General features: G+C 62.9%; 13 protein-coding genes. 5 read left to right on the forward strand and 8 right to left on the reverse strand.

Annotated elements, in window-relative coordinates; translation table 11 throughout:
* Positions 1 to 122 precede the first annotated feature (122 nt).
* Positions 123 to 947, forward strand: a complete 825-nt coding sequence (locus EOB36_RS19065; RefSeq protein WP_128285450.1) for a hypothetical protein — start codon at positions 123 to 125, stop codon at positions 945 to 947.
* Positions 948 to 1086: 139 nt separating this feature from the next.
* Here the strand turns inward: EOB36_RS19065 and EOB36_RS19070 are convergent, their stop codons facing one another.
* Entirely contained in the window at positions 1087 to 2079 is a 993-nt protein-coding gene (locus EOB36_RS19070; protein WP_095483030.1) for an adenosine kinase, read from the reverse strand.
* A 223-nt stretch (positions 2080 to 2302) separates the two neighbouring features.
* On the opposite strand from EOB36_RS19070, the gene EOB36_RS19075 reads away from it, so the two are divergent.
* Positions 2303 to 2998 (forward strand): sulfate transporter family protein, encoded by a 696-nt coding sequence (locus tag EOB36_RS19075; protein WP_128243804.1) that lies wholly within the window; start codon positions 2303 to 2305, stop codon positions 2996 to 2998.
* A gap of 147 nt (positions 2999 to 3145) precedes the next feature.
* Here EOB36_RS19075 and EOB36_RS19080 read toward each other — a convergent pair whose 3' ends face one another.
* From EOB36_RS19080 to EOB36_RS19105, 6 genes are all read right to left on the reverse strand, one after another.
* The gene (locus EOB36_RS19080; protein WP_128285451.1) at positions 3146 to 4141 is read right to left on the reverse strand and encodes a proline racemase family protein; all 996 of its coding nucleotides are present in this window, start codon (positions 4139 to 4141) and stop codon (positions 3146 to 3148) included.
* A complete protein-coding gene (locus EOB36_RS19085) occupies positions 4138 to 4941 on the reverse strand; it encodes an oxaloacetate decarboxylase (RefSeq protein WP_128285452.1) in 804 nt (267 codons plus the stop codon). The genes EOB36_RS19080 and EOB36_RS19085 overlap by 4 nt, the downstream gene beginning before the upstream one ends.
* 68 nt (positions 4942 to 5009) lie before the next feature.
* On the reverse strand, positions 5010 to 5858 hold the full coding sequence (locus EOB36_RS19090) for a hypothetical protein (RefSeq protein WP_128285453.1): 849 nt from the start codon (positions 5856 to 5858) through the stop codon (positions 5010 to 5012).
* Between the two features lie 85 nt (positions 5859 to 5943).
* Positions 5944 to 6600: an HAD family phosphatase gene (locus EOB36_RS19095; protein WP_164897555.1), complete on the reverse strand. Its 657-nt coding sequence runs from the start codon at positions 6598 to 6600 to the stop codon at positions 5944 to 5946.
* Positions 6600 to 7085, reverse strand: a complete 486-nt coding sequence (gene dut, locus EOB36_RS19100) for a dUTP diphosphatase (RefSeq protein WP_128243802.1) — start codon at positions 7083 to 7085, stop codon at positions 6600 to 6602. The genes EOB36_RS19095 and dut overlap by 1 nt, the downstream gene beginning before the upstream one ends.
* Positions 7086 to 7169: 84 nt before the next feature.
* Entirely contained in the window at positions 7170 to 7640 is a 471-nt protein-coding gene (locus tag EOB36_RS19105) for an Lrp/AsnC family transcriptional regulator (RefSeq protein WP_128285454.1), read from the reverse strand.
* A gap of 116 nt (positions 7641 to 7756) precedes the next feature.
* Between EOB36_RS19105 and EOB36_RS19110 the strand changes: the two genes are divergently transcribed.
* Both EOB36_RS19110 and EOB36_RS19115 read left to right on the forward strand, forming a co-directional pair.
* Entirely contained in the window at positions 7757 to 7972 is a 216-nt protein-coding gene (locus EOB36_RS19110; RefSeq protein WP_095483023.1) for a DUF6356 family protein, read from the forward strand.
* Positions 7973 to 8193: 221 nt separating this feature from the next.
* Positions 8194 to 9567, forward strand: a complete 1374-nt coding sequence (locus EOB36_RS19115) for an amidase (RefSeq protein WP_128285455.1) — start codon at positions 8194 to 8196, stop codon at positions 9565 to 9567.
* Here the strand turns inward: EOB36_RS19115 and EOB36_RS19120 are convergent.
* The gene (locus EOB36_RS19120) at positions 9561 to 10637 is read right to left on the reverse strand and encodes an FAD-binding oxidoreductase (RefSeq protein WP_128285456.1); all 1077 of its coding nucleotides are present in this window, start codon (positions 10635 to 10637) and stop codon (positions 9561 to 9563) included. The genes EOB36_RS19115 and EOB36_RS19120 overlap by 7 nt on opposite strands.
* Before the next feature lie 143 nt (positions 10638 to 10780).
* Between EOB36_RS19120 and EOB36_RS19125 the strand changes: the two genes are divergently transcribed.
* Complete coding sequence (locus EOB36_RS19125; protein ID WP_164547048.1) at positions 10781 to 12373, forward strand: peptide chain release factor 3; 1593 nt, start codon at positions 10781 to 10783, stop codon at positions 12371 to 12373.
* The last annotated feature ends 155 nt before the right edge of the window (positions 12374 to 12528 follow it).

The raw sequence follows: 12528 nt of genomic DNA on the forward strand, positions 1-12528 counted from the left end.
CGATCCAGAAGGTTGGGTGATGGTGTAATGGAAACATGCCGCAAGGAGTCTAGTCGGGTTCGATTCCCGGCCACCAAAGGGCAAGTCGTCTATGCCTTTTGGTGGCCGGGAGTTCTGAATCAATGGTCCTTAGTGCTCCGGATTTATACAAAGCCCACGTTCTGAATCTGAAGGCCGTACAGGCTGGGATCGCGCACACCGAGCGAGAATTGCGTGCTGCCCTTGCGAGGCAGGATGCCCCATCAGCAAACACGCTGATTAAAATCCTCTTGTTACTTACAGGCGCTTGGGCCGAATGCCGCTTAAAAAAGCTCCTATATGAGCCCTCGGGATTTGATAATATAGCCCGAAAGGAAATATTCGATAAGCGCTCACAGATCGAATCATGGCAAGCATCGCTCGAATTGGGTTATAGAAAGCGATACAACGTACCCAAAGCAAAGCTATCGGAACGTACCCTGAAGCCCACAGCATTGATGAGGTATAGAGCGCTCGCGGATGTTATTTCAGGAGAACTAGCTCCGGTGATTGAAATGAGGAACACTCTAGCACATGGGCAATGGAGTAGGCCTCTAAATTCGGAAGGGACGGACATTTCTGGGTCAATGATATCCGCGATAAAGAAAGAGAATGCTCTATCGGTTCGATTCAAATTATTATTACTTGAATCTCTCGCTAGGATAATCCATGATTTGGTGGCTTCTCCCAATGCCTTTGAACGAGATTACGATCGGCATTTTGAGCGGATCGTTTCAACAAAACGAAACCTTGAGACAAGAAGCTACGACAAGTGGAAGGCAGAAATGATTTCCAAATACAAACGTGGCCAGAATAAAAGAGTTTCGGAAAAATCGGCTGGACAAGTTGAGATGCCCGCAGTTAGTGAAACCGTCTTAGCAGAAAATAGAAGCCTGAAGGATGTAATACGCGGCTTGTTTCGTTTTTAGTTAAGCGGATTTATATTTATGGCCATTGTCAGTATAATGGCAGGCCACCAACTCGCCTTCCGACGCGCGTCTTCGGGGTGAGAGGCCCAAAGGTCCACATACCTGTTCCTGCCAGTTACACAGGAAGAGGGAAGCGTCGCTAAATCAACCCAGCCTGCTCAGCCTCGTGGCGCAGATTCTGCCTCGGCCTTGGCCCGAGCTGCTGGATGACCAGTCCGGCCGCCAGCGAGCCGAGATCGCCGCACTCCTTCAGGCTGCGCCCCTGCGTGTAGCCGTAGAGGAAGCCGGCGGCATAGAGGTCGCCGGCGCCGGTGGTGTCGACCAGTTCCCGGATTTTTGTCGCGTCGACGGTGACGGTCTCGTCGCCGCGCACGATGACCGAGCCCATTTCCGAGCGGGTGACCGCGGCTATCTTGCAGTCCTTGCGGATTTGAGCCAGCGCCTCGTCGAACGAGGCGGTCTGGTAGAGCGCCTTGATCTCGTGGCTGTTGGCAAAGACGATGTCGACGGTGCCCGAGCGCATCAGATCCAGAAACTCGTCGCGGTAGCGGTCGACGCAGAACGAATCCGATAGCGTCATCGACACTTCGCGGCCGGCGGCATGCGCGAGCTTCGCCGTCTGGCGGATCGCTTCCTTGGCGCGCGGCGGGTCCCACAGATAACCCTCGAAATAGGTGACTGCCGCGCCCGAAGCCTTGTCGGCCTCGACGTCCTCAGGCCCGAGCTCGATGCAGGCGCCGAGATAGGTGTTCATCGAGCGCTCGCCGTCGGGCGTGACGAAGATCATCGAGCGCGCCGTCGGCGGCTCGCCGTTGAGTGGCTTGGTATCGAAGGCAACGCCCTGCGCATGGATGTCATGGGCATAGATTTCGCCGAGCGGGTCGTTCGAGACCTTGCCGAAGAAGGCGGCGCGACCGCCGAAGGAGGCGACGCCCGCCGCCGTGTTGCCGGCGCTGCCACCGGAGGCTTCGATGGCCGGGCCCATGCGGCTGTAGAGCAGTTCGGCGCGCCTTGTGTCGATCAGGTTCATCGCGCCCTTGATGATGCCGTTCGTCTCCAGGAACGCCTCGTCGCACTGGGCGATGATGTCGACGATGGCATTACCGATACAAAGCACGTCATAGTTCGGCATCAATGATGTCTCCGCGAAAGAACCACCGGCTTTCTGCCACGCTGGCCGCGGGCGGGTCTAGCGATTTGATGCGGCTTTGCCTAGGTCGTGAATTTATAAATCGGGTCGAAATCGCGTGACGCCGGATGTGGTGGCGCTTGTGACTTGTCGTGTCTCCGCCTATCTCGCAGATGTCTTGCCATGGGCCCGTTTGAGCCCTGTTCAACATGGAATTGGAAACGCCGTGATCCCTAGCGCCGCCCGCGCCGCCGCCAGCCAGCTGTTCTCGCCCGAATTCCGCTCGGTGTTCGTGAAGACGCTCGGCCTGACCTTGCTGGCGCTCGCGGCGCTGTGGTTCGCGATTGAGGGCCTGTTCGAATGGCTGGCCTGGCCGTGGATCGACGCATGGTTGCCCGGCCTGCCGTCATGGGCCGGATGGCTGGGCGTCATCGTCGCCGGGATCGGTCTTGCGCTGGGTCTGGCGCTGCTCATCGCGCCGGTGACGGCAATCATCGCCGGCCTGTTCCTGGACGACGTCGCCGAAGTGGTCGAGCGCAGCGATTATCCCGATGAACCGCCTGGTCGCGCCACGCCGGCGCTGCGCTCGATGGTGCTGGCTTTCCGCTTCTTCGGCGTCGTCATACTCGGCAACATCGTGGCCTTGCTGCTTCTGCTGGTGCCGGGCATCAACATCGCCGCCTTCTTCGTCGTCAACGGCTATCTGCTGGGGCGTGAGTTTTTCGAATTCGCCGCCATGCGCTTTCGCCCGGAGGCCGAGGCCCGCGCGTTGCGCAAAAAACATGCTGTCACGGTGTTTCTCGCCGGGCTGGTTGTCGCTGCCTTCCTCGCCGTGCCGCTGCTCAACCTTCTGACACCGCTGTTTGCCGCCGCCATGATGGTGCATCTGCACAAGGCGGTCTCAGCGCGGGAAGCGGCTTAGGGTGCGCTGATATTCAGGTGATGCCGGCTTGCGAGTGGCGGTTTCCTGCGCTTCCGGTACTCACGTACCCAAAAGTACGCTGCGTTCCGGTTCTCGGAGCCCACCATTCTCAGCGCGGCCTGACCTGAATCTCAGCACACCCCGGCGCTAGCGCAGCAGAAAGCCGCGCCCCAACTCGTCGTCGGGCTCGACGATGAATTCGGCCCGGCCGGAGTAGTAGGCGCGGCCACCGACGCGGGCGATGATGGCGTCATGCGGCCCGGCTTTCGCGGTCCTCGCCACGCTGCCGGAAAAGCGCGAGCCTGCAATACTCTCGAACAGCCGCGTCTGGCCGGCGATTTCGCCCTTGGCATGCATTGCCGCCAGCCGCGCGGTGACGCCCGAGCCGGTTGGCGAACGGTCGACCTCGGCCTCGGCAAAGACGCAGATGTTCTTGGTCGGGACATCGGAAAATACGTCCTGTCCGTCGGTCAGGATGGTGCCGTAGAGAAAGGCAAGGTCGGCATGGTCGGGATGCGACAGCGGGAACTCGGCCTTCAGTTTCTCCGTCAACGCCGTCGCCGCATCGACGAAATCGCGCACGCGGTTCTTGCCGAACTCCAGCCCGAACTGGCGGCAATCGGCGAGCGCATAGAAGGCGCCGCCATAGGCGATGTCGAAGCCGATCGCACCGAAGCCCGGCAATTCGATCTCCTGGTCGCGGGCGAACAGAAACGCCGGCACGCTTTCAAACGACACCGCACCGGCCTTGCCGTCTTGCACCTCGACCGAGGCGACGACCAGCCCGCACGGCGCTTCGATGTTGACCGTCGTCACCGGCTCCTGCCGCGCCACCAGCCCCTCGTCGACGGCGTAGCGGCCGAGCGCGACGATGGCGTGGCCGCACATGGTCGAATAGCCTTCATTGTGCATGAACAGCACGGCGAGGTCGGCGCCGGGCAGGTCGGGTTCCACCAGCAGCGCGCCATACATGTCGTAATGGCCGCGCGGCTCGAACATCAGGATTTTCCTGAGATGATCGAGGTGATCGCGCACATAGGCGCGCTTTTCCAGGATAGTGACCGCGGGGATCTTGGGATAGCCGCCGGTGACGATCCGCAGCGGCTCGCCGCCGGTGTGCATGTCGACGACGGTGAGCGTCATGTATTGGGTTCGGCAAACAACGTCTGCAGCTTGCCGAATGGCATGGCGGCGCGGGTGAAGCCGAAAGTGCCGTCCTGCTGGATCTCGCGCGCCGCCGTTTCCAGCATGCCGAAGGCGAAATTGGTCAGCCACGGCCCGAGCGAAATGCGCTTGACCCCTGCCAGGGCAAGATCGGCAATGGTGAAGCCGGGCCTCACCATGACGTTGACCGGCTTGGTCAGCGCCGAGCAGACGGTCTGCACCGTCTCGATGTCGCCGATGCCCGGCGCATAGAGCACGTCGGCGCCGGCCTTCTCGAAGGCCTGCAGCCGCCTGATCGTGTCGTCGATGTCGGGCCTGCCCCACAGAAAATTCTCGGCCCGCGCGGTGAAGACGAAATCGTGTTTCAGCGCCCGTGCCGCCTCCGCTGCAGCGGCGACGCGCTCGACGGCATGCGAAAAATCGTAGATCGGTTTGTCGGGCTCGCCGGTGTGGTCCTCGATCGAGCAGCCGGCGAGGCCCGCCGCCTCGGCCGCGAAGACAGTCTCCGCGGCACTAGTCGCGCTGTCGCCCTTGCCCTTCTCGAGATCGGCCGAGACCGGCAGGCCGGTCGCCGCCGTCACCTCGCGGCAGTGATGGATCATCGCCTCGAAGGTCACCGCGCCGTCGGGCAGGCCGCGCGAAAAGGCAAAGCCGGCGCTGGTCGTCGCCAGCGCCTTGAAACCGAAGGAGGCCAGCAGTTTCGTCGTGCCGATGTCCCAGGGGTTGGGCATGACGAAGATCGAGCTATGCAGGTCGCGAAAGATTTTTCCCTTGTCCATGGATGCTCCCAGAGTGCGAAGCGCATTTTATCCCGCCACTGCCCGCCGGGCAAACGAATGCGGTTGGTTCAGAAGCGACTGGCGTTCTCTCCTGCCAATTTGTCCAGTGCGTCGGAATTCTTGACGTATCCGGCCCCGTCCCAATGGTAGGTGACGGAGATGTTTTGCGAGGAAGCTTCGGGCGCCGGATCGTCGCAGCTTTCGCCGTTCGGCACTGTGGCATCGGTCACCGTCGCCTTGATGGCCGCATAGGGCTGGCCGTCCGCAAAGGTCCGAAAGGCCAGCTCCTGCGTGCGTTTGTAGGCGCACAGCGACTCGTCGAACGTTTGGATCGTATCGATCAGCTCGAACCTGTCGTCGCGGACCAGGATCAGCGGCGTGCTGACATAGCCCTGGCTCGAATTGAAATGCGTGCTCAGGGTGATGATGGCGTCGTCGCCGGGTCCAACCGGCAGCTTGCCCGGATCGCGGAAAGAGGTGCTCCGGTCGACGGCGACATTGACAGCGTCGAGCAGTCTCGGCTTGCCGGCAAGATCGTAAAGCGCCAGCACCGCGAACCCCTCGGCGCTGTCCGACGAGCTGCCAAGGTCGAACAGCATGGCCAGCCGATCCTTGCCGCCGGCCTTGACGGCGAGCACGCCGGCATTGGAAAGGCCCGACGTTTCGGGCGGCGAGCCACCGCGATCCGGGCCCTCGATATGGCGCATCTCGATCGGCATCGAGCCCCGGTAGAAGCCGTTCTTGTCCCCCGCCAGGTCGGGAATGACCATCCTGGCGAGATCGAGATAGGTCGTGCCCTCGTGGCCAGGAACGGCGCTGCCAAGGTCCGGGAAGCTGACGGCTTGCGCGCCGGCCGTCATCCACAGGCACGGCAGCAGCAAACAGGCGACGACGAAGCGAAGCAGGATGGAATTCATACGCTGGCGCCTCCCACTGTCGAGCGTTCGCAAGCTAGCACGAACGACTGAGGCGTACAGCCGGATAAGAGGTCTGAACACTAGGTCAGTGAATCGGCACCAGCCCGGCCAGTTCGCGCATGTCGTCGAACAGGATGCCGCCGGCCTCAGTCAGTCCGTCGCGATCGGTATACGGGTCGCCGTGGTAGGAATAAACGCGCATGCCGGCGGCAATGCCGGCTAATGTCCCGGCGACGCTGTCCTCGATGACGATGCAGTCGGCAGGGGCGAAGCCCATCGTGCTTGCGGCATGCAGGAACAAGTCGGGAAACGGCTTGCCGCGCGAGACCATGGTCGAGCTGAACAGCGCATGCTCGAACAGCGGCAGCAGACCTGTCTGGCCGAGCGTGATGTGCATTTTCGACACCCGCGCCGATGAAGCGACGCACGTTGCGATGCCGGCCGCGTGCACTGCTTCGATGAACTCCCTGACATAGGGGACGGCTTCGACGCCATGCGCGAACAGGTCCGGCAGGCCGGCGTTCCAGCGTTCGACGAAATCGGCGCCGAGGCTGACGCCGGTCGCCTCGACCTCCTTCTGCACCGAGACCATGGAGCGGCCGGAGAAATTCTTGCGGCAATGTTCGAAGCTTGCCGGGTAGCCGGCTGCGGTTAGCCATTCGGCGAGGCGCCGATTGGCCAGGTTCTCGGTGTCGACCAGAACCCCGTCGCAATCGAAGATGACGAGTTTGGGTATTCTCATCAGGCCGTGCCGGTCGATCCGAACCCGCCGGAGCCGCGCGTCGTGCCGCCGGCCAATGTCCGCTCCTCGACGGTCGCCTGCGTCACCGGGGCGAAGACGATCTGGGCGATCCGCATGCCGCGCGTCACTGCAAAATCCTCGTCGCCGAGGTTGATCAGCAGCACCTTGACCTCGCCGCGATAGTCGCTGTCGATGGTGCCTGGCGTGTTGAGGCAAGTGAGCCCATGCTTGAAGGCAAGGCCCGAGCGCGGCCGGACTTGGCCTTCCACGCCCTCCGGGATCTCCAGGATCAGCCCGGTCGGCACCAGCGCGCGTTTTCCCGGCAGGATCAGCAGCGGCCGGTCGTCCGGCACCGCGGCGCGCAGATCCATGCCGGCGGCGCCCGCGCTTTCATAGGCGGGAAGCGGCAGGCCTTCGCCATGCGGCAGCCTGACGAAGCCGACGGCCGGACCGATGACGGAGGAAGTGTAGATGGCTGCGCGCATGAGGCGGATCCTATCGCTATCAACGCCGATTCGGTCAACTCGGCGGCAATGCTATCAACGGCTTTCTTTCAGCGCAGTTCCGCTTCAGCGCAGTTCTACGGGAACGATGGTCGTCTCCTTGATCTCCTCCATGACGAAGGAGGCCGAAACGTCCGACAGCGCCACCTTGGCGATCAGCCGTTGATACAGCCGGTCATAAGCCTTCACGTCGGCGACGCGGGCACGCAACACATAATCGAGATCGCCGGACATGCGGTAGACGCCGGTGATCTCGGGAAAACCGGTCACTGCCGACCGGAATTTTTGCAGCCAGTCCGGATCATGATTGGAGGTCCGGACCAGGATGAACACCGAGAGGCCAAGCCCAAGCTTGTCCGCATCGACCAGCGCCACCCGGCCGGTGATGACGCCGTCTTCTTCCAGCCGCTTGACCCGGCGCCAGCAGGCGTTGCGCGACAGCGACACCCTTTCCGACAATTGGTCGACCGACAGCGTGCCGTCACGTTGCAGTTCACCCAGCAATCTTCGGTCGATTTCATCGATTTCCAGCGGCATGTGGGATGTTTGTCCCAATAATTGGCCAAACACAAGGATGATTTGGGACCGATGAACCGGCGAGGCATGTCAAGATGCGAAAGATCGGGACTTCACGCGCTGAAAAGGGGACCAGCATGACCGCACGGCTCGCAAGACTTTTCACCTCTCATCCGGCATCGGTGGGCGAAACCTATTTCGGCCACATGGCTTTCGCCGCGTGGTTCTCGTCGCGGTTGTTCATGGCGGCATTCGCCGCGCTCATTCACGCCTTCCTGCCGTTCTTGTTCGATTCTACGGCAAGCCGGATCATCCGCGAGCTTTACGAGCGGACGCACAACAGGGGACGTTAGAGGCGAAGTGCGGGCCGGCGGCCTGTCTAGGCGAAGCGGTCTGCCTCGGCATGAGCATTCGCCCCTCTCTCGGGTCGCGGTGAAGCTGGCGCTGGTCGGCTAAGCTCTGCGCAATCCCGATCAAGCGATGCCGGCCCTCGAATGCTGAACTTGGCTTGAAGCCGCGCCGCAATCCGCCATTTGGTAAGACGAGCGCTGCCAGCTAGCCGGGAGCATTGGTCATGGACCTCGTCTTTTCCTCCACCACAGAATTGGCTGCCGCCATTCGCGACCGCAAGACTTCCGCAGTGGAGGCGCTGGACGCGCATCTGGCCCAGATCGACAGGCACAATGAGGCGATCAACGCGGTCGTCACGCTCGACAGGGAAGGAGCGCGGCAACGCGCCGAGAAAGCCGATGAAGCGCAGGCGCGCGGCGACGCTCTCGGGCCGTTGCACGGCGTGCCGTTCACACTGAAAGATATGCACCAAACATCGGGCATGAAGACCACGGTAGGCTTTCCGCCCTTTGCCGACTATGTGGCGAGAGAAGACAGCCCGGTCGTTCTCAGGCTGAAGGCGGCCGGCGGCGTTCTGGTCGGCAAGACAAATGTCGCAACGATGCTGGGCGACTGGCAGTCGGGCAATCCGCTTTTTGGTCGCACCAATAATCCCTGGGACCTCTCGCGCACCGCGGGCGGTTCCAGCGGTGGCGCTGCCGCAGCGCTTTGCGCCGGGATGACGTCGTTCGAGGTCGGCACCGATATGCAGGATTCGATCCGCCTGCCTGCCGCCTTCTGCGGCGTCTACGGCCTCAAGTCGACAGAGCATCGCGTCTCCTTGGCCGGCGCCTTTCCCGATCCCGGTGGCGTAGCGCGCAGCGTGCGGCTGATGTCCTGCATCGGCCCGCTGGCCCGCGACGTCGACGATCTGGCGCTGATCCTGGCGATCATTGCAGGACCGGATGGCAGCGACACCGATCTTGCGCCGGTGCCGGTCGAGGGTATGCCGGAGCTTGACCTCAAGACCCTGCGCATCGTTTTCGCGCCGGCCTTTCCGGGTTTTCCGGTGGCCGGCGAAATCAGGGCCGCTGTCGAGAACCTGGCAAGGAAGCTTCAGTCTGCAGGCGCGACCGTCGAGGAAGCAAGACTGCCGACGCTCGACTTGCATGACGATCTGACGCAGGGCGGCGCACTAATCGGCATGATGCTGGAGGCAGCGCAGCCAGAGCCGCCAGAAGAACCGACACCGGTCTCGCGCTGGTTCGAGGCGCTCGGCCGCCGCGATCAGTCAATCCTTGCCTGGGAGCGTTTTTTCGAAGGCTGCGATGCCTTGCTGTGCCCGGTCGCCATGACCACGGCCTTTCCGCATTGCGAGCCAGGAATACCGATCAAGGTCGATGACAGGGAGCAGAGCTACTGGATGCTGCCGGCCTATGGCGCGGTGTTCAACTACAGCGGCCATCCCGCACTTTCGCTGCCGTACGCGCAGGATCTTGACGGCCTCCCCATTGGTCTGCAACTGGTCGGCAGACGCTGGTCCGAATCGCGGCTGCTCGGCATCGCCAGGGCAATAGCGCCGCTGAGCAGCGGTTTTCGCCGTCCGCCCGGCTATTGAGCGAAGCGCGCCAAGTCATAAGGTTCGAGCAGCGGATCGCGCTCGCCGTCGAGGATTTCCCGGGCGGCGAACAGGCCGACGGCTGGCGCCAGCGTGATACCGGAATGCATGACCGCGACGTAGAGCCCGCTGACGCCTTGAGCGCGCCCGATGATCGGAAAACCGTCGATCGGCGTCGGCCGGTAACCGACCGTGTGGAAATCCAGTTCCAGCCCGTCGGCGCCGCGCAACATGCTCTTCATCGCCGCAAACAGCTCGCGGGCGGTGGCTTCGGCATCCATGCCCGGATCGGCGCCGCCGAAATCCGAGCCGGCGATGATGCGGCCTTCCGCCGTCTGGCGCATGTGCAGCCGGTCGCCGATCACCAGCCCGTTGAGCAGCTTTTCGTAGGGGCGTGAGTGGACGATCAGGCCGGGCGGCGTCTCGATCGGCAGTTTTAACCCGGCCGTCGCCGCAATTGCCGGAGAGCCGGCGCCCGCCGCGATCACCACCTCGTCGGCGGCAATCGGTCCGGTGGATGTATCGAGGCCGGTAACCCTGCCGTTGGCCTGCACCAACGCTGTCACGGCCGTGCCGGTCATCATCCGCGCGCCGCGCTGCTCGGCGTCGGCCAGCAGCGCCAGCGTGGCGGCGACCGGTTCGGCGACACCTTCCCCAGGCACATGCAGCGCGAAATCGGGAAGCTCGGCAAGATTGGGCTCGATGCTCGCGGCTCTCGCACGGTCGACGCGCTCGATGCCGTAACCCCAGCCGGAGTGCTCGGTGGCATAGGCTTCCAACTCGGCCGCCGGCAGGTCCCAGCACAGGCCGCCGCACCAGGCGAGCGGAATGCCGGGCAGGTCCTGCGCCAGCCGTGTCCATTCGGCCATCGAACGGGTGCGCAGCCGGAAATACGGCTCTGGATTGCCCCAACTGGCATTGATCCAGGCAAAGGAATTCGGCGTGGCGACGCCGCCGACACCGCTGTCGGCAACGACCGTCACCTTCGCGCCGGCCTTCGCCAGATGCCAGGCGATGGACGCGCCGATAATGCCGCCGCCGACAACGATGACTTGCTTGGCTGCGCTCATGGATGGTCCTTTGTCGAATCGGGTCTTCTGATGTCGTTGCGGCAACCCTATCTCAAGACCGGGTGAGAGCCATCCGCCCAAAAATATTCGACAGGCTACAAAAGCGCTGCTAAAAGCCCGCGCACCACATGGGATTCCACAAATTGGCTGAAGACATCACGAACGCGGTGGCGCGCCGCCGTACTTTCGCGATCATCGCGCATCCGGACGCCGGCAAGACGACGCTGACCGAAAAGCTGCTGCTGTTCGGCGGCGCCATCCAGCTTGCCGGCGAGGTCAAGGCCAAGAAGGATCGCATCCAGACCCGGTCGGACTGGATGAAGATCGAGCGCGAGCGCGGCATTTCAGTCGTCACCTCTGTGATGACCTTCGAGTATGAGGACAACGTCTTCAACCTGCTCGACACGCCCGGCCACGAGGATTTCGCCGACGACACCTATCGCACGCTGTCGGCTGTCGACGCGGCGGTCATGGTCATCGACGCCGCCAAGGGCATCGAGCCGCGCACGCTAAAATTGTTCGAGGTGTGCCGGCTGCGCGACATCCCGATCATCACATTCGTCAACAAGATGGACCGCGAAAGCCGCGACCCGTTCGAGATACTCGACGAGATCGAGCAGAAGCTGGCGCTGGACACCGCACCGATCACCTGGCCGATCGGCCGCGGCAAGACCTTTTCCGGCACCTATCATCTGGCGCTGAACGCCGTGCGCAAGGGCGATGCCGAGAAGGAGCGCACGCCGGTCAACGGTCCCGATTCCAACCGCGTCGCCGGCCTGTTGCCGGAGAACGAGCGCGAAGCCTTCATCGAGGAGCTGGAGCTGGCGCGCGAGGCCTGCCGTCCGCTCGACGTCGACTCCTTCCGCGAGGGTCATCTGACGCCGGTCTATTTCGGCTCGGCGCTGCGCAATTACGGCGTGCGCGACCTGATCGAAGCGCTTGGCGCCTACGGGCCGCCGCCGCGCGCGCAGGAGGCCGACACGCGTAAGGTCGAGGCGACCGAGGACAAGATGACCTCGTTCGTCTTCAAGATCCAGGCCAACATGGACCCTAACCATCGCGACCGCATCGCCTTCGTCCGTGTCTGCTCGGGCAAGCTCGAGCGCGGCATGAAGGCCAAGCTGGTGCGTACGGGAAAACCGATGAGCCTGTCGGCGCCGCAATTCTTCTTCGCCCGCACCCGCGTCACTGCTGACGAGGCTTTTGCCGGCGACGTCGTCGGCATCCCCAATCACGGCACGCTGCGCATCGGCGATACGCTGACCGAGGGCGAGGAGATACTGTTCCGCGGTGTGCCGAATTTCGCGCCGGAAATCCTGCGCCGCGTCCGCCTCGGCGACGCGATGAAGGCCAAGAAGCTCAAGGAAGCGCTACACCAGATGGCCGAGGAAGGCGTCGTGCAACTGTTCTCGCCGGAGGACGGTTCACCGGCAATCGTCGGCGTCGTCGGTGCGCTGCAGCTCGACGTGCTGAAGGAGCGGCTGAACTTCGAATACACGCTGCCCGTCGATTTCGAGATGTCGCGCTTTTCCGTCTGCCGTTGGATATCGGCTGACGACAAGGCCGAGGTGCATCGCTTCATCGAGGCGCATCGCGGCGACATCGCCCGCGACCTCGACAACGACCCGGTGTTCCTGGCCCAGCACGCCTTTTCGCTCAACTACGAGGCCGAACGCTGGAAGGCGATCCGCTTCGCCGCGGTCAAGGATTACCAGGTCCGCGACAAGGCAGCCTGAGCTGCGCCGCTTTTCCTTCTCCCCTTGTGAGACCTTTGCACAGAAGCCGAACGGTGATTCTGTGGTGAAGGTTGGAGCAGGGAGATTCGGGATGGCGGATCGTGTTTTGGGTCAGTTGAGTCTGGCGGACGGTCTGGCGGCGTCGGATGAGACGA

The sequence above is a fragment of the Mesorhizobium sp. M6A.T.Cr.TU.017.01.1.1 genome (assembly GCF_004023115.1).
In the GTDB taxonomy this organism is placed as follows: Bacteria; Pseudomonadota; Alphaproteobacteria; order Rhizobiales; family Rhizobiaceae; genus Mesorhizobium; species Mesorhizobium mediterraneum.